This is a genomic window from Duganella kummerowiae, assembly GCF_053572355.1.
In genome coordinates, this window is sequence record NZ_JBKFEH010000002.1 from 94,578 (window position 1) to 112,184 (window position 17,607).

General features: G+C 66.0%; 12 protein-coding genes and 3 tRNA genes. 5 read left to right on the top strand and 10 right to left on the bottom strand.

What is annotated here, in order from left to right:
- Positions 1 to 12: 12 nt before the first annotated feature.
- The gene (locus ACLB1G_RS01270) at positions 13 to 1,650 is read left to right on the top strand and encodes a response regulator (protein ID WP_491625365.1); all 1,638 of its coding nucleotides are present in this window, start codon (positions 13 to 15) and stop codon (positions 1,648 to 1,650) included.
- A 7-nt stretch (positions 1,651 to 1,657) separates the two neighbouring features.
- On the top strand, positions 1,658 to 2,800 hold the full coding sequence (locus tag ACLB1G_RS01275; RefSeq protein ID WP_491625366.1) for a branched-chain amino acid ABC transporter substrate-binding protein: 1,143 nt from the start codon (positions 1,658 to 1,660) through the stop codon (positions 2,798 to 2,800).
- Between the two features lie 78 nt (positions 2,801 to 2,878).
- Here the strand turns inward: ACLB1G_RS01275 and ACLB1G_RS01280 are convergent, their stop codons facing one another.
- Positions 2,879 to 6,496 (bottom strand): hydantoinase B/oxoprolinase family protein, encoded by a 3,618-nt coding sequence (locus ACLB1G_RS01280; protein WP_491625367.1) that lies wholly within the window; start codon positions 6,494 to 6,496, stop codon positions 2,879 to 2,881.
- 95 nt (positions 6,497 to 6,591) lie between these two features.
- On the opposite strand from ACLB1G_RS01280, the gene ACLB1G_RS01285 reads away from it, so the two are divergent.
- A complete protein-coding gene (locus tag ACLB1G_RS01285) occupies positions 6,592 to 8,130 on the top strand; it encodes an NAD(P)H-hydrate dehydratase (protein WP_491625368.1) in 1,539 nt (512 codons plus the stop codon).
- A gap of 119 nt (positions 8,131 to 8,249) precedes the next feature.
- Here the strand turns inward: ACLB1G_RS01285 and ACLB1G_RS01290 are convergent, their stop codons facing one another.
- Entirely contained in the window at positions 8,250 to 8,996 is a 747-nt protein-coding gene (locus tag ACLB1G_RS01290) for an ABC transporter ATP-binding protein (protein WP_491625369.1), read from the bottom strand.
- A 97-nt stretch (positions 8,997 to 9,093) separates the two neighbouring features.
- Between ACLB1G_RS01290 and ACLB1G_RS01295 the strand changes: the two genes are divergently transcribed.
- Positions 9,094 to 9,669, top strand: a complete 576-nt coding sequence (locus ACLB1G_RS01295; RefSeq protein ID WP_491625659.1) for an arylesterase — start codon at positions 9,094 to 9,096, stop codon at positions 9,667 to 9,669.
- The gene (gene mnmH, locus ACLB1G_RS01300; RefSeq protein WP_491625370.1) at positions 9,666 to 10,724 is read left to right on the top strand and encodes a tRNA 2-selenouridine(34) synthase MnmH; all 1,059 of its coding nucleotides are present in this window, start codon (positions 9,666 to 9,668) and stop codon (positions 10,722 to 10,724) included. The genes ACLB1G_RS01295 and mnmH overlap by 4 nt, the downstream gene beginning before the upstream one ends.
- Before the next feature lie 3 nt (positions 10,725 to 10,727).
- On the opposite strand, the gene ACLB1G_RS01305 is transcribed toward mnmH, so the two are convergent.
- The 8 genes from ACLB1G_RS01305 to lon all read right to left on the bottom strand — a co-directional run bounded on the left by ACLB1G_RS01305 (position 10,728) and on the right by lon (position 17,583).
- Positions 10,728 to 11,243 (bottom strand): hypothetical protein, encoded by a 516-nt coding sequence (locus ACLB1G_RS01305; protein ID WP_491625371.1) that lies wholly within the window; start codon positions 11,241 to 11,243, stop codon positions 10,728 to 10,730.
- 2 nt (positions 11,244 to 11,245) lie between these two features.
- Positions 11,246 to 12,016, bottom strand: coding sequence for a hypothetical protein (locus ACLB1G_RS01310; protein ID WP_491625372.1), 771 nt, complete (start codon positions 12,014 to 12,016; stop codon positions 11,246 to 11,248).
- 86 nt (positions 12,017 to 12,102) lie between these two features.
- The gene (locus tag ACLB1G_RS01315) at positions 12,103 to 14,001 is read right to left on the bottom strand and encodes a SurA N-terminal domain-containing protein (protein WP_491625373.1); all 1,899 of its coding nucleotides are present in this window, start codon (positions 13,999 to 14,001) and stop codon (positions 12,103 to 12,105) included.
- A 321-nt stretch (positions 14,002 to 14,322) separates the two neighbouring features.
- A tRNA-Asp gene (locus ACLB1G_RS01320) sits at positions 14,323 to 14,399 on the bottom strand.
- A 44-nt stretch (positions 14,400 to 14,443) separates the two neighbouring features.
- A tRNA-Asp gene (locus ACLB1G_RS01325) sits at positions 14,444 to 14,520 on the bottom strand.
- Positions 14,521 to 14,564: 44 nt separating this feature from the next.
- Positions 14,565 to 14,640: transfer RNA gene (locus ACLB1G_RS01330), tRNA-Val, on the bottom strand.
- 41 nt (positions 14,641 to 14,681) lie between these two features.
- Positions 14,682 to 14,954: an HU family DNA-binding protein gene (locus ACLB1G_RS01335; RefSeq protein WP_491625374.1), complete on the bottom strand. Its 273-nt coding sequence runs from the start codon at positions 14,952 to 14,954 to the stop codon at positions 14,682 to 14,684.
- 217 nt (positions 14,955 to 15,171) lie between these two features.
- Entirely contained in the window at positions 15,172 to 17,583 is a 2,412-nt protein-coding gene (lon, locus tag ACLB1G_RS01340) for an endopeptidase La (protein ID WP_491625375.1), read from the bottom strand.
- Between the last annotated feature and the right edge of the window lie 24 nt (positions 17,584 to 17,607).

Genomic DNA, 17,607 nt, shown 5'->3' on the forward strand with positions numbered 1-17,607 from the left:
GGGGAACTGAAGATGGCAGAATTGAAGGACATGTCGGTGCTGATCGTGGACCCCAGCCAGGGTATGCGCGGCAACCTCCAAACCACGCTGGGCCAGGCCGGCATTACCCGCATCGACCATGCGGTGAGCGCCGGCACGGCCGTCCGCCAGCTGTCCCGCAAGGCCTACGACATCGTCCTGTGCGAATACGACCTGGGCAGCGGCAGCGGCGACAGCGGCCAGGATGGCCAGCAACTGCTGGAAGACCTGCGCCACAACAAGCTGATCGACCCGTCCACCATCTTCATCATGTTGACGGCCGAAGGCGTGTACAGCAAGGTCATCGGCGCGGCCGAACTGGCCCCGACCGACTACGTGCTCAAGCCCTTCACGGCCGAGACCCTGCTGCAGCGCATCACCCGCGCGGCCGGGAAGCGCGCCGCCCTGCTGCCCGTGCATGAGCTGGCGGCCCTGGGCAGCCTGCGCAAGGCCATCCGCACCTGCCAGGATGCCGAGCAGCGCAAGGACCGCTATGCCGCCGACTTCGCGCGCCTGCGCGCCGAGCTGCTGGCCGGCCACGGCGAGCTCGCCGAGGCAGAGCTGGCCTACCAGGCCATCCTGATGAGCAAGCCGGTAGGCTGGGCCTACCTGGGGCTGGCGCGCTGCCAGTTCGGCCAGGAGAAGTATCCCGAGGCCCAGCAGACCCTGGAGGGCCTGATCCTCCAGTATCCGCGCCTGATGGCAGCCTACGACCTGCTGGCCCAGACCCTGCTGGCCATGGGCCAGAACGCGGCCGCCAAGAAGGTGCTGGAGGATGCGGTCGAGATTTCGCCGCACCTGGTGCGCCGCCTGCGCCACCTGGGCGAAGTGGCGTTCGAGTCCGGCGACGTGGGCGTGGCCGAACGCGCCTTCAGGCAGGTGGTGGCGCGGGCGCGCTATTCGGAATTCCGCAATCCCGAGGACCACGTCAACCTGGTGCGGGCCCTGGTCAAGCGCGGCGACGTGCAGCAGGCCGGCGGCGTGATCCGCGACCTGGAGCGCTCCATGCGCGGCAACGCCAATGCCGACGCCTGCCGCGCCATCGCCGTGGCGCTGCTGCAGGAGCTGGCCGGCGACCAGGCGGCGGCCGCCGCCGGACTGGCCACGGCGGTGGCGGCGGTGGGTAACAGTAGCGGCCTGTCGGCCGGCCTGCGTATCGGCCTGGTGCACAGCTGCCTGAAGAACAAGCTGGACATGCAAGCCTCCGAACTGATGATAGACCTGATGAACGATGCCGGCAGCGGCGTTTCCATGGACGAGGCAGTGGCCGTGTTCGAGCAGGCCGGCCGCCACGACCTGGCCCGGGGCGTGGGCCAGCAGATCGAGCGCCAGCTGGACGAGGTGCTCAGCGAGTCCCGGCAGCAGCGCGCCAGCGGCGACCTGCGCGCGGCGGTCGATACCCTGAGCGGCGCGCTGCGCAAGGCGCCGCGCAATGTCACGCTGCTGGCGGCGGCCACTTCCGCCATGCTCAAGCAGCTGGACGACCTGGGCTGGGAGGCCCCGCTGGCGCAGCAGACCGGCATGCTGATCGGGCGCATCCAGCGCCTCGATCCGGCCCATCCCCAGCTGGTGGCGCTGCTTGCGCAATATGCGTCCACCCAGCGAAAATACGGTATCTCGACTACCGCCTGAACCTCACATGCCTTCGTCCCATTCCCTGCTGCGGGCGGCCGTGCTGGCCTGCCTGGCCGCCGCCGCTCCCGTCCATGCCCAAGTCATCAAGATCGGCCACGCGGCCGCCACTTCCGGCCCCATCGCCCACCTGGGCAAGGACAATGAGAACGGCGCCCGCATGGCGGTGGAAGAATTGAACGCCAGGGGCGGTGTGCTCATCGCCGGCAAGAAGTACAAGGTGGAGCTGCTGGCCGAGGACGACGCGGCCGACCCGCGCCAGGGCACGGCCGTGGCGCAGAAGCTGGTGGACGCCCGGGTCCAGGGCGTGATCGGCCACGAAACGTCCGGCACCACCATACCGGCTTCGCGCATCTATTACGACGCCGGCATTCCTCAGATCTCGCCCTCGGCCAGCAATCCCAAATACACGCTGCAGGGCTATAACACAGCCTTCCGCAACGTGGCCAACGACGTGCAGCTGGGCGCCGCCCTGGCGCGCTACGCGGTGCAGAACCAGCAGGCCAGGCGCATCGCCGTCATCGACGACCGCACGGCGTATGGCAAGGGCCTGGCCGACGAATTCGTCAAGAACGTGAAAAAGGCCGGCGGCGCCATCGTGTCGCAGCAGTACACCAACGACAAGGCCACCGATTTCAGCGCCATCCTGACCGCCATCAAGGCCAGCAAGCCCGACCTGATTTTCTTTGGCGGCATGGACGCCGTGTCCGGCCCCATGCTGCGCCAGATGAAGCAGCTCGGCCTGCCGGTCAAGTTCATGGGCGGCGACGGCATGTGCTCCGATTCGCTGGCCAAACTGGCCGGCGACGGCATGCGCGACGACCAGGTGGTTTGCGCCGAGGCGGGCGGCGTGGAACCGGCCCAGGAAAAAGGCATGGAAGACTTCCGCACGGCTTACAAGAAGCGCTACGGCATCGAGGTGATGACCTATGCGCCCTATGCCTACGATGCGCTGATGACCATGGTCGAGGCCATGCAGCAGGCCGGCTCGCCGGAACCGGCCAAGTATTTGCCGGTGCTGGCAAAAATCCGCCACAAGGGCGTGACCGGCAATATCTCCTTCGACGCCCGCGGCGACGTGAAGGATGGGGTGCTGACCATCTTCACCTTCCGGGGCGGCAAGCGGCACAAGGTCACCGTCATCAAGTAAGGCCACCGGCCTGCACGCGCGGCATGGGCTGCCGCACGTGCGGCAGCGACATGCCGTCGCTACCGCGCACGCGGTAGCCTATGCCGGGACGGAACCGTCCGCGCCATATCCCCCGCCGCCGGGCGTCTCGATCACGAACACATCGCCCGGCGCCATGGCGGTCTTGGCGATGTGGCCCAGCGCTTCGACGCTGCCATCGGCACGCTCCACATAGTTGCGGCCCAAGGCGCCCGGCTCTCCGCCGGCCGCGCCGAACGGCGGGTGGATGCGGTTGTTGGACAGGATGGCCGCCGTCATCGGTTCCAGGAAGCGCACCCTGCGCACCGCGCCATCGCCGCCGCGCCAGCGCCCCGCCCCGCCCGAGCCGGGCCGTATCGCGTAGCTTTCCAACCGCACCGGGAAGCGGAATTCCAGTATCTCCGGATCGGTCAGGCGCGAGTTGGTCATATTGGTCTGCACCACGCTGGTCCCGTCGAAGCCCGGCCCGGCGCCCGAGCCGCCGCTGATGGTCTCGTAATACTGGTAGCGCGCATTCCCGAACGTGAAGTTGTTCATGGTGCCCTGCGCGGCCGCCATCACGCCCAGCGCGCCATACAGGGCGTTGGTGATGCAGGTCGAGGTTTCCACATTGCCCGACACCACCGAGGCCGGATAGTGCGGATTGAGCATGGAGCCGGGCGGTATCAGCACCTCCAGCGGCTTCAAACAGCCGGCGTTGAGCGGGATCTCGTCGTCGACCAGGGTGCGGAACACGTACAGCACGGCCGCCATGCACACCGCCGAGGGCGCGTTGAAGTTGTTGTCCAGCTGGGCCGAGGTGCCGCTGAAATCGATCTGCGCGCTGCGGCTGGCGCGGTCCACCCGCAGCGCCACCTGGATCTGCGCGCCGTTATCGAGCGGCAGGGTGTAGCTGCCATCGCCCAGCGTGCCGATCACGCGCCGCACCGCTTCCTCGGCATTGTCCTGCACGTGGCCCATGTAGGCCTGCACCACCTCCAGGCCGAAGTGCGCCACCATCTTGCGCAGCTCCTCCACGCCCTTCTGGTTGGCCGCCACCTGGGCGCGCAGGTCGGCCAGGTTCTGGTCCGGGTTGCGGGCCGGGTGGCGCGCCGAGGACAGCAAGGCGCGCGTCTCGGCCTCGCGCAGCCGGCCGCCGGCGGCGCCGTCCACCAGCTTGAAGTTGTTGATGAGGACACCCTCCTCCTCGATATGGCGCGAGTCGGGCGGCATGGAGCCGGGCGTGGTGCCGCCGATGTCGGCATGGTGGCCGCGCGAGCCGACGTAGAACAGGATCTTGTCGCCGGCCTCGTCGAACACGGGCGAAATCACGGTCACGTCCGGCAAATGGGTGCCGCCGTGGTAGGGATCGTTGAGCATGTAGACGTCGCCCGCATGCATGCGGCCGGCGTTCTCGCGCATCACGGTCTTGATGCTTTCGCCCATGGAGCCCAGGTGCACGGGCATGTGCGGCGCATTGGCGATCAGCTGGCCCTCGGCGTCGAAGATGGCGCAGCTGAAGTCCAGGCGCTCCTTGATGTTGACCGAATAGGCCGTGTTCTGCAGCCGCAGCCCCATTTGCTCGGCAATCGACATGAACAGGTTGTTGAAGATCTCCAGCATGACCGGATCGGCCGTGGTGCCGATGGCGCGCCGCTCGGGCAGCGCCGCCACCCGGGTCAGCACCAGGTGGTCGTGCAGCGTGACCTCGGCCTGCCAGCCCGATTCCACGATGGTGGTGGCGTTCGATTCCGCGATGATGGCCGGGCCCTTGATGATGTCGCCGATGCGGGTGGCGCTGCGCTGGTACAAGCTGGTCTGGCGCCACTTGCCGCCGCTGTACATGGGCACCACGGCGCTGGGCGCCAGCGCGGACAGGCGGCGCGGCGCCGGCTCCACCGTTTCGGAAGGTGCGTCCGACCTGGCAATGGCTTCCACCGACACCGCCTCCACCACCAGGGCGCGCGACGGCATGAGGAAGGAGAAGCGCTGCTTGTAGCCTTGCTCGAATTGCCGCACCATGCTCTCGCGCGTGTCGAACAGCACCACCAGCGCCGAATCCGTGCCCTGGTAGCGCAGGTGCGCGCGCCGCACCAGCGCGATGCGGGCCTGGTCCACACCCTGGGCCTGCAGTTCGCCGCTGGCCTGGCGGCCCAGGTCATGCAGGCGCGCTTCCAGTTGCGCCAGATTGTCCTCGGCGAGTTCGAGCTCGACGGCCGCTTCGCGCATCGCGGCCTGGTCGGCAAGGCCCATGCCGTAGGCCGACATCACGCCGGCCAACGAGTGGACGAAGACGGTTTTCATTCCCAACGCATCGGCCACCAGGCAGGCGTGCTGGCCGCCGGCGCCGCCAAAGCTGGTCAGCGCGTATTCGGTCACGTCGTGGCCGCGCTGCACCGAGATCTGCTTGATGGCGTTGGCCATGTTGCCGACCGCGATCTCGAGGTAGCCTTCGGCCACCTGCTCCGGCGTGGTCTCCTTGCCGGTGGCGGCGGAGATCTCGGCCGCCAGCGCCGCGAACTGGTCGCGTACGGCCTGGGCGTCCAGCGCCTGCCTGCCGTCCGCGCCAAACAGCTGCGGGAAATAGCGGGGCTGTATCTTGCCCAGCATGACGTTGCAGTCGGTGACGGCCAGCGGCCCGCCGCGCCGGTAGCTGGCCGGGCCGGGATTGGCGCCGGCGCTGTCCGGCCCCACCCGCAAACGGCTGCCGTCGAAGTGCAGGATGGAGCCGCCGCCCGCCGCCACGGTGTGGATGCTCATCATGGGCGCGCGCATGCGCACGCCGGCCACCTGGGTCTCGAACACGCGCTCGAATTCACCCGCGTAGTGCGACACATCGGTCGAGGTGCCGCCCATGTCGAAGCCGATCACCTTGTCGAACCCGGCCAAGCGGCTGGCGCGCACCATGCCGACGATGCCGCCGGCCGGGCCGCTCAGGATGCTGTCCTTGCCCTGGAAGGCGCGCGCGTCGGTCAGCCCGCCGTTCGATTGCATGAACTGCAGGTTCACCCCTGGCAGCTCACGCGCCACCTGGTCGACGTAGCGGCGCAGGATGGGCGACAGGTAGGCGTCGACCACGGTGGTGTCGCCGCGCGACACCAGCTTCATCATGGGGCTGGCTTCATGCGAGACCGAGACCTGGGTATAGCCGATCTCGCGTGCGATGGCGGCCACGCGCGCTTCGTGCGCGTGGTAGCGGTAGCCGTGCATGAACACCACGGCCAGCGAGCGCAGGCCGTCGTCGTAGGCCGATTGCAGCGCCGATCGCGTGGCCGCCTCGTCCAGCGGCAGCACCGTGTCGCCATGCGCGCCCATGCGCTCCTCGATCTCGACCACGCGCTGGTACAGCAGTTCGGGCAGCACGATGTGGCGGTCGAACAGGCGCGGCCGGTTCTGGTAGGCGATGCGCAGCGCGTCGCGGAAGCCGCGCGTGATGGCCAGCACGGTGGGCTCGCCCTTGCGCTCCAGCAGGGCGTTGGTGGCCACCGTGGTGCCCATCTTGACGGCGCCTATCTGTTCCACCGGGATGGCGGCGCCCTGCTCCACGCCCATCAGGTGGCGGATGCCGGCAATGGCGGCGTCGCGGTAGTGCTCGGGATTTTCCGACAGCAGCTTGTGGGTGCGCAGGCGGCCATCGGGCGGGCGCGCGACGATGTCGGTGAAGGTGCCGCCCCGGTCTATCCAGAATTGCCAATCCATGCCTGCCTCGCTACGTGGTCGAAGCGGCTATTGTAGTGCGAGGGAAGGCCAGGCGACAGCTCCGCAGGCGGGAATTTCGATGCTACACTGCAGCAATGAACCCGCTTTATTCCGTCGCCGAGATCCGCGCCGCCGAAGCGGCGGCCGCCGCCAGCCTGCCGCCGGGCGCCCTGATGCAGCGCGCCGGACAGGCTGCAGCCAATGCGGCGCTGGACTTGCTGCCGTTTTCCACCAGCCGCGCCAGGGTGCTGGTGCTGGCCGGACCGGGCAACAATGGCGGCGACGCGCTGGAGGCGGCAGCCCACCTGGCGCACGCGGGCGCCACGGTCAGGGTGCTGTACTGGGCGCCATCCGGCGCGCAGTCAGCCGAGCGCGAGGAAGCGCTGCGGCGGGCGCGCGCCAGCGCCGCCGAGTTCAGCGATCCGCACCCCGAGGCACTCGACGGCATGGAATGGAACCTGGCCATCGACGGCTTGTTCGGCATCGGCCTGGCGCGGCCGATCGGCGGGGTGGCGCGAGCGCTGGTGCAGGCGGTATCGGCCCTGCCCTGCGCCATCCTGGCGCTGGACGTGCCCAGCGGCCTGGATGCCGACACCGGCGCCGTGGTCGGCCCGGACGGCGTGGCGGTGCGCGCCACGCGCACCCTCACCTTCATCGCCGACAAGCCCGGCCTGCACACCTGCGACGGCCGCGACCATGCCGGCACGGTGGACGTGGCGCGGCTGGAAATCGACAAGACGCTCGTGGGTCCGGCCAGCATGCACCTGAACGATCCCGGATTCTTCGCACGCCACCTGCAGGCGCGGCGCCACAATACCCACAAGGGCAGCTACGGCAACGTGGCCGTGCTGGGCGGCGCGCACGGCATGGCCGGCGCGCCCATCCTGGCGGCGCGCTCTGCGCTGCACAGCGGCGCCGGGCGGGTCTACGCGCTGTTTGCCGGCGAGGCGCCGGCCTACGACAGCGGCCAGCCCGAGCTGATGTGCCGCCCGGCCCGCGGCTACGACTTCAGCCAGGCCACGCTGGTGGCCGGTCCCGGCCTCGGCACGGCGCCTGCGGCAAGTGAACTGCTGGCGCGCGCCATCGCCAGCGCCAGCCCGCTGCTGGCCGATGCCGACGCCCTCAACCTGCTGGCGGCCGACACGTCGCTGCAAGCGGCGCTGGCCGCGCGCCAGGCGCCGACGGTGCTGACGCCGCATCCGCTGGAAGCGGCGCGCCTGTTGGGCGTAGACGCAAGCGCCATCCAGGCCGACCGGGTGGCGGCGGCCCGCACCCTGGCGCAGCGCCTGCAGGCGGTCGTGGTGGTGAAGGGATCGGGCACGGTGATCGCCAGGCCGGACGGCCAGGCGGTCATCAACGGCACCGGTAATCCAGCGCTGTCCACGGCGGGCACGGGAGACGTGCTTTCCGGCCTGGGCGGCGCGCTGCTGGCGCAGGGCTGGCCCGCGTGGGAAGCGGCGCTGGCCGCCGTCTGGCTGCATGGCATGGCCGCCGACGTGCTGGTGGCCGAAGGCCTGGGCCCGATCGGCCTGGCGGCCGGCGAACTGATACCGGCCATCCGCGCTGCCCTGAACCGCCTGACCAACCAAGCCGGTGTCACACAAGCCGGTGTCAGGTCTGCCAATCGGACATGAGTCCGCTCGCTCAGGCAGATTCATGTGCTAAATTGCGGCCTTCCACGGCGTGCGTGGCCCATTGCCCGACCTGCCCCCGCGTTGTGACCCCGTGTTGGGGACTTGGGCAGTCGGGCCAATCAGACCAGGCGGCCGGCGGCGATGGTGATGGTGCGCCCGCAGCGGCGCGCCATGGCCTGGTCGTGGGTGACCAGCACCAGGGTCGAACCGTGTTCGCGATTCAGCTCGAACATCAGCTGTATCACGGCTTCGCCGGTGGCGGCGTCCAGGCTGCCGGTGGGCTCGTCCGCGAACAGCAGCGGCGGCTGGGTCACGAAGGCGCGCGCCAGCGCCACCCGCTGCTGTTCGCCGCCCGACAGATACTTGGGATAGTGGCGCAAACGGCTGCCCAACCCTACCCGGCCCAGCATGGCCTCGGCCTTCTCGCGCGCGCCCGCTTCGCCGCGCAACTCCATCGGCAGCATGACGTTTTCCAGCGCGGTCAGGTGCGCCAGCAGCTGGAAGGACTGGAACACGAAGCCCAGCTTGTCCTTGCGCAGCGCAGCGCGGCCATCTTCATCAAGCGCGTAGATATCCACCCCGTCCAGCACCACCTTGCCCTCGCTGGGCGTGTCCAGCCCGGCCAGCAATCCCAGCAGGGTGGACTTGCCGGAACCCGAGGCGCCCACGATGGCAAGCGTCTCCGCCTGTTGCACGGTAAAATCCACCTTTTGGAGGATGGTCAGCTCGCCTGCGGCATCGGCCACGCGCTTGCTGAGGCCAGACACGGCTATCGCCGGATACGGCTGGCCTGCGGCGGCGGAAACACTGGCCAGGGCCGGACCATCGGGAATGAAACTGGATGACGCTTGAGGGAAATCGGGCATGCTGAATTTGTTTAGGATTTGGGAACACAATCGGGAACACAACAGTGTGGTACGCCGCACCCTGGCGGCGCTGGCGCTGCTGGCCGGCATCACTGGCATGGCGAGCGCCTATTCTGCACCAAAAACCGTGCTTGTGCTCGGGGATAGCCTGTCTGCCGAATACGGCCTGGCGCGCGGCACCGGCTGGGTCGCCCTGATGGAGCAAAAACTCAGGCAGCAAAAGATAGACGCCACCGTGGTCAACGCCAGCGTCAGCGGCGAGACCACCAGCGGCGGCCGCAGCCGCCTGCCCGCGCTGTTGAACAAGCACCATCCGCAGCTGGTGGTGATCGAACTGGGCGCCAACGATGGCTTGCGCGGCCTGCCGGTGGCCGCCGCCGAAGCCAACCTGCGCGCCATGGCCGATGCCGCCCGCGCCGCCGACGCCAAAGTGGTGCTGGTGGGCATGCGCATGCCGCCCAACTATGGCCGCGACTACGCGGAACAGTTCTACAATATGTACGGCAAGCTAAGCAAGGAAATCAAGGCGCCGCTGGTGCCCTTCATGCTGGAGGGCGTGGCCGAGAAACCGCAGCTGTTCCAGGCCGACCGCCTGCATCCGCTGGCCGAGGCCCATCCCGTCATCCTGAACAACCTGTGGCCCACGCTGCAGAAAGCCATCACCGCCAAATGAAATATCCCGAAGTCCTGCCGTTCGCCGCCGTGCTGCCACAGCTGGCGCAGTTCGACACCATCATCGACGTCCGCAGCCCGGCCGAGTATGCGCTCGACCACCTGCCCGGCGCCATCAACCTGCCGGTGCTGGACGACGCCCAGCGGGTGCGGGTCGGCACGCTGTACAAGCAGGTGAACTCGTTCGAAGCAAAAAAGATCGGTGCGGCCCTCATTGCCCAGAATGTGGGCCGCTACATCGAAACCCTGTGGCTGGATAAGCCGCGCGAATGGCGGCCGCTGGTCTATTGCTGGCGCGGCGGCAACCGCAGCGGCGCCATGGCCCTGATCATGGCGCGCATAGGCTGGCCGGTGGCGCAGCTCGAAGGCGGCTACAAGGCGTTCCGCGGCCATGTCAACGAGGCGCTGGAGCAGCCGCCCGGCCTGGACCTGCGCGTGGTGTGCGGCCCCACCGGCAGCGGCAAGAGCCGCTTGCTGGAGACCTTGCACGCCAAGGGCGCGCAGGTGCTGGACCTGGAACAGCTGGCCGCCCACCGCGGCTCGGTGCTGGGCGAGCTGCCCACCCAGAAGCAGCCCAGCCAGAAGGCGTTCGAAACCGCCGTGTGGGATGCGCTGCGCCGTTTCGATCCGGCGCGGCCCGTGTTCGTGGAATCGGAGAGCAAGAAGGTGGGCCAGCTGCGCGTGCCCGCCGCGTTGATGGACGCCATGCGCGCCTCGCCCTGCATCGCGCTGACACTGTCGCGCGCCGACCGGGTGCGCCTGCTGATGGAGGACTACGCCCACTTCCTGCGCGATCCCGAGGCGCTCAATGACCAGCTGGCGCACCTGGTCCAGCTGCATGGCCGCGAGAGGATCAAGCGCTGGCAGGACCTGTCCAGCGGCGGCCAGATGGAAACGCTGGTGGAAGAACTGCTGGCCGAACACTACGATCCCGCCTACGGCCGCTCGATAGACCGCAACTTCAAGCTGTTCCACCAGGCCCGGGTGCTGGAGCTGCACGACATTTCCGCCGCCGCCTTTGGCGACGCGGCGCAGGCGCTGCAGCGCGGACTCTAGCCTTTATTCCACCACCAATTGATAGCTGCCGTGGCGGAAGCTGACCTGCAGGCCGCGCTCCAGCAGCACGCACAGCGCGGCGGCAAAGTACCCGTCCTTGTCCGCTGTGAGCGCCTTCATTTCATCCGTACGGCCATTGAAGCCAGCGCGCAATTCGTCGAGCGTGTAGCGTGACAGGCGTTGCCGCATCTCCACCATGTCGTCCTCGGTGTAGCGGACCGCCAGATCCCTGAGCGCCTCGGGCTTGGAGAATTTGAACACGCGCGGCGTGTTCAGCAGCGCGGCCGACTGGACGCTGAACTTGTCCAACCCATGTTCGACGCGTAGCGCCGACAGCAAGCTGCCTGCCGAGACACACACCCTGCGCCGTTCCTGGCGCGGCGTATCGATCACCGTGACCAGCACCTCGTGCATGCCGTAGTCGTCCGCCACGATGGCGGCGTTGTAGTGGTACAGGCTTTGCTCACCGGGCGCCATCATGCTCAGCTGCGCTGCCAGCAGATATCCAAGGACCGCCATGATCAGCACCCGTTGGGCGAGAAGTCGCCCGCATGGCTGCCATCCCTGTGGCGCGTCGGGATGTAGCCGGTGGCGGGAATGGCAGGCTGCGGCTTGCCTTCCACGGCCTCCGTGCGTTTGAGCTTGTAATAACGCTTGCCGCCCACCGTGACGATGCCGGCGATATCGTAGGGATGCGGCGCCGGCGTGGCCAACTCATAGTCACCGGCCATGATGCGCGCGATCTCCTTGCGCATGGCGGCGGGAACCGGCCCGCAGCGGCCGGGACGGCTGCACCAGCTGTCCAGCTGCTCCACATAGTTGGCGCGCGATTCGAAACTGCTGACATCCTTGCCATCGGTGCGTATCCAGAATGCGCCGCCAGGATAGCTTATGCGCGACCAGGCCATGCCGGCGGCGCGCCTGGCGGGCTGGTAGGACAGCAGCGCGCGCTGGTCGCCCTCGACCTGCGCCGTCTCCAGCTCGGCATGGGCGCCATTGTTCAAGTCCACATGCCACGATAGCGGCACGCCACATTCGGGTTCATCCTGGGCCGCGGGGCAGGCGCTCAGCTCCGCACGGACCTCCCCCGCCACCGTGCCGAACGGCCGGTCATAGGCAAGCAGGGGCTGGTAGGTCGCCCTCTTCTTGCCCTCGGCAGGGAACAGCTGCGGCGGCGAGACAAAGTTTTCGACAGGGCGAGCCGTGGCGGCTGACTGCGCATGGGCGCTGGCGGCAGGCCATGCAGCCGATGCAGCCGACGCCGCCGCAACAAAAAGATAGTAAATTTTCATGCCACTAGCTTAGCAGCAGCATGCTCCCGTGCACGGCCAGATTGTAAGCGCCGGTAACGAAAAAGCCGCCCGGTGGGCGGCTTTCCTTATTCGGCTTTGGCGGCAGTCACAGGCTTGATGATCTTGACCTTGGCCTTTTCACGCAGGGCTTGTACATAGTCATACAGTTCCTGCTGGGCCACCAGGTCGCCGATCTGCTCGGCTTCCTGCTTGCGGCGCTCGGCATCCTGCTCGGCCGGCTGCTGCACCTTGTTGATGCGGTACACGCCGTAGCCCACGCCCGGCAGCTCGGCGCCAGTGTAGGCCGGCAGCTTGCTGGCGTCGGCCTTGAACACTTGTTGCAGGGCCAGGCCGTTGATACCTTCCGGCTTGGCGCGCGAGACCAGCTTGGCGGCGCCGAAACCGGTGGCGTCGCCGGACTTCTGCACGGCCGCCAGTTTCTCTTCGCCGGCCTTCCTGGCCAGCTTGACGGCTTCTTCCATTACCACGCGCTGGCGGATGGCGGCGTCCACTTCGGCCAGCGGACGCTTGGCGGCCGGCTTGTACTCGACCAGGCGGCCCGAGATCAGGGTGCTGGGGGCGATTTCCACGGCTTCCGTGTTGCGCTTGGTCTTGATCGAGTCGGCGCTGAACAGGGCCGCCAGGAATTTGGCATTGTTGTACGGCGCGGGGCCGGCCGCCGGCGACGGATTGCGGCTCACGCCTTCGGCCGTCTCGATCTTCAGGCCCAGCTTGTCGGCTGCCGGTTTCAGGCTGTCCGACTGCTCATACACGGTGTTGGTGAAGCTCTCGGCTTGCTCGGAATACTTCTTGGCGGCCTGCTGCTTCTTCAGGTCGGCGGCGACCTCATCCTTCACCTCGGCCAGCGGCTTGACCACGGCCGGCTTGAGCGCGGTCACGGTCAGGATGTGGTAGCCGAATTCGGATTCCACCACGTCGCTGATCTCGCCCTGCTTGAGCTTGAGCACAGCCGCTTCCACCGGGGCCGGCAGCGCGCCCTTCTCGACCACGTCCAGGTCGCCGCCCTGCCCGGCGGACACCGGATCTTCCGACTTGGCCTTGGCGATCTTGGCGAAATCGCCCGGCGCCTTGCGCACCTCGGCCAGGATGGCGTCGGCCTTGGCCTTGGCGGCGGCCTTGTCGGCCGGCTTGGCGTCCTTCTTCACGGCCACCAGGATGTGGCTGGCGCGGCGGCTTTCCGGCGTCGTGAAACGGGCCAGGTTCTGGTTGTAGTAATTGGCCACGTCGGCGTCGCTGACGCTGATCTTGCTGGCCACGGCGCCATTGTTGAACACCACGTATTCGATCTTCGCCGTTTCCGGGGTCTCGAACAGCTTGCCATTCTTGTCGTAATAGGCCTTGACCATGTCATCGGTGACCTTGACCTGGTTCATGTAGTCGCCCAGCGGCAGCAGCAATTCCTGCACTTCGCGCTCCTGCGAGGCGATGTCGGACAAGGCCTTGGAGACGGCCTTGGGCGCGAAACCGGTGGTCTGCACGGCGCCGGCCAGCTGCTGCAGGGCCAGTTCCTGGCGCAAGCGGGCCTGGTGCATGTCCGGCGTCAAGCCTTGGGCGGCCAGCAGCGACTTGTAGGTATCAAGGTTGAACTGCTGGGGGCCGCCGAACATGTCGTAGATGGCTTTCTGCACCATGCTGTCGGTAATGGTCAGGTGGCCGCGCTTGACTTCGGCTGCGACGCTGCGCTGGTCGATCAGCTGGTCCAGGATGTTCTGCTTGAACTCGGGCGTGTCGAACATCTTCTGGTCGAACTGGGCGCCCAGGCGCTGGCGGTAGCTGTCCAGCTGGGTGCGCAAGGCGTTGTCGAATTCTTGCTGGGTGAGTTTCTGGCCGTCGATCTTGGCGATCACGCCGGTGTCGCCGCCGCTGGTGTAGCTGCTGACACCCACGAATACAAACGATGGAACGATCAGGATCAGCAGCAAAATCTGCATCAGGCGCTGATGGGTACGAATAAATTCAAACATGGTCTGCCGATTCGAATGGATGGAACTTGCACATAAAAAAAAGGCGAACTGTTCGTTCGCCGATTTCGGTGAATCTAAAATGCTCGCACGATTCTACAGGCGCGCTACCCCTATAGCAAGCGTAATTCTTGGCAAATAGGAACCCCGTAAACCTACTGCGCGGCCCGCTATCGCCGCTGCGTTGCTCTCAGCGTACCTCCGTACGCTTGCGCTACTCCCGACGATAACGAACCGCTCGCTACGGTTTTCAAGGCCCCTATAACCATGACGGCAAATAGCAAAAAACCCCGCAGCTCTTGCAAGCTGCGAGGTTTTGCATTCTGGCGGAGCGGACGGGGCTCGAACCCGCGACCCCCGGCGTGACAGGCCGGTATTCTAACCAACTGAACTACCGCTCCAGTTTTTACTGCGTCACTGCTATGTCAACTACCTTGCATTTTGTTGGCGGAGCGGACGGGGCTCGAACCCGCGACCCCCGGCGTGACAGGCCGGTATTCTAACCAACTGAACTACCGCTCCAGCAAAATACAGGGTGCTGCTTGATACTGCTTACTCAATCTGACTGGTGGGCGCTGAGAGGCTCGAACTCCCGACCTAAGCCTTGTAAGGGCTCCGCTCTACCAACTGAGCTAAGCGCCCGATCAGACTGCTTGGTGAGCTGTGCTGCTCACCGAAGTCCGTTAGTTTACAGCATCTTTCAAAGCTTTACCAGCTTTAAATTTAGGAACTTTTGCCGCATCGATGGTGATCTCTTCCTTGGTGCGCGGATTGCGGCCGGTGCGGGCGGCGCGCTCGCTCACGGTAAAGGTGCCAAAGCCAACCAGGGTGACGCTGTCGTTGTTCTTCAGGGTTTGGGTGACACCATCGATCACCGCGTCCAGCGCGCGCGCAGCAGCCGCTTTCGAAATATCAGCGGAGGTGGCGATATGGTCGATCAGTTCAGTCTTATTCACAAGCAATCCTTGGTCCAGGTTTAATCACTACGCCGACAACTGCACAAATAAAGGACTTGCTGTCGGCCAAGAAAAATCTCAGGCCGTATTAGACAAGCCAGCCTGCACCCATGTCAAGGACCGCACCGTATAAAACCAGGTGAAGAATAAAAAACAGGCGCCATCACAGCGCCTGTTTTTAATTAACCGCTTAAAAATTCAGCGGATTGAACAAAACTCAGTGTTTTACCACGCCACCCTGGCCATCGGCCTTGGCGGCGGCGGCAGCCACCGCTTCCACCGCCGCCACTTCGGCGATGGGTTCCGGCAGACGCTCCAGGGCGATTTCCAGCACCTTGTCGATCCAGCGCACCGGCACGATTTCCAGCTTGTTTTTCACATTGTCCGGAATGTCGGCCAGGTCCTTCACGTTCTGCTCGGGGATCAGCACGGTCTTGATGCCGCCGCGCTGGGCCGCCAGCAGTTTTTCCTTCAGGCCACCAATGGGCAGCACTTCGCCGCGCAGGGTGATCTCGCCAGTCATGGCGACATCGGCGCGCACCGGGATGCCGGTGAAGACCGACACCATGGCCACCGTCATGGCGGCGCCGGCGGACGGACCGTCCTTGGGCGTGGCGCCTTCCGGCACGTGGATGTGGATGTCCTGCTTCTCGAACACTTCGTTCTTGATGCCCAGGCGGTTGGCGCGGCTGCGCACCACGGTGCGGGCCGCCTCGATGGACTCCTTCATCACGTCGCCCAGGGTACCGGTGCGGATCACGCCGCCCTTGCCGGGCATGGACACGGCCTCGATGGTCAGCAGGTCGCCGCCCACCTCGGTCCAGGCCAGGCCGACCACCTGGCCGATCTGGTTGTCCTTCTCGGCCACGCCGAAGTCGTAGCGGCGCACGCCCAGGAATTTATCCAGGTTCTTGGGCGTGACGGCCACTTTCTTGTCCGACTTCTTGAGCAGCAGCATCTTCACCACCTTGCGGCAGATCTTGGACACTTCGCGTTCCAGCGAACGCACGCCCGCTTCACGGGTGTAGTAGCGGATGATGTCGCGCACGGCCGCTTCCGAGACCGAGATTTCATCCTCCTTGAGGCCGTTGTTCTTGATCTGCTTGGGCAGCAGGTAGCGCTGCGCGATGCTGGTCTTCTCGTCCTCGGTGTAGCCCGACAGGCGTATCACTTCCATCCGGTCCAGCAGCGCCGGCGGGATGTTGTACGAGTTCGAGGTCGCCACGAACATCACGTCCGACAGGTCGAAGTCCACTTCGATGTAGTGGTCCGAGAAGGTATGGTTCTGTTCGGGATCGAGCACCTCCAGCAGGGCCGAGGATGGATCGCCGCGGAAATCGGCGCCCATCTTGTCGATCTCGTCCAGCAGGAACAGCGGATTGCGCACGCCGACCTTGGACAGCGACTGCAGCACCTTGCCCGGCATGGAGCCGATGTAGGTGCGGCGGTGGCCGCGGATCTCGGCCTCGTCGCGCACGCCGCCCAGCGCCATGCGCACGAACTTGCGGTTGGTGGCGCGGGCAATCGACTGGCCCAGCGAGGTTTTACCGACGCCCGGCGGACCGACGAAGCACAGGATGGGGGCCTTCAGCTTGTCCACGCGCTGTTGCACGGCAAGGTATTCCAGGATGCGTTCCTTGACCTTTTCCAGGCCATAGTGGTCGCCTTCCAGCACTTTTTCAGCGTTGGACAGGTCGTTGTTGACCTTGGATTTTTTCTTCCACGGCAGGCTGACCAGGGTGTCGATGTAGTTGCGCACCACGGTGGCCTCGGCCGACATGGGCGACATCAGCTTGAGTTTTTTCAGTTCGGCGGTGGCCTTGTCCAGTGCCTCTTTCGGCATCTTGGCCATGACAACCTTCTTCTCCAGCTCGTCCAGGTCGGCGCCGTCCTCGCCCTCGCCCAGTTCCTTCTGGATGGCTTTCACTTGCTCGTTCAGGTAGTACTCGCGCTGCGACTTCTCCATTTGGCGCTTGACGCGGCCACGGATGCGTTTTTCCACCTGCAGGATGTCCAGTTCGCCTTCCAGCTGGCCGAGCAGGTGCTCCAGGCGCTTGGCGACGCTGAAAATCTCCAGGATGACCTGTTTCTGCTCCAGCTTCAGGGGCAGATGGGCCGCGACCGTATCGGCCAGGCGGCCGGCGTCGTCGATGCCGGACAGCGAAGCGAGTATCTCGGGCGGGATTTTCTTGTTCAGTTTGACGTACTGATCGAACTGCTGCACGATGGCGCGCCGCATGGCTTCGATCTCGGAGTCATCGCCCAGCTCCGATTCCACCGGAGTCAGGTCGGCCACGAAGTGGGACGGAGTATCGGTGATCTTGCGGATGCGCGCACGCTGGGCGCCCTCGACCAACACCTTCACGGTGCCGTCCGGCAGCTTGAGCATTTGCAGGATATTGGCCACGCAACCAATTTCGTAGATATCCGACGCCGACGGTTCGTCCTTGGCGGCGGCCTTTTGGGCGGCAAGCATGATGCTCTTGCCCTGCTCCATGGCGGCCTCCAGCGCCTTGATCGACTTGGGGCGTCCTACGAACAGCGGTATCACCATATGCGGGAACACTACGACGTCACGCAGCGGCAGTAACGGCAGTTGAGTTTGCTCAGTGAGTTTGGAAGTTGTCATGGCGTACCTTATATGAAAGCGTGT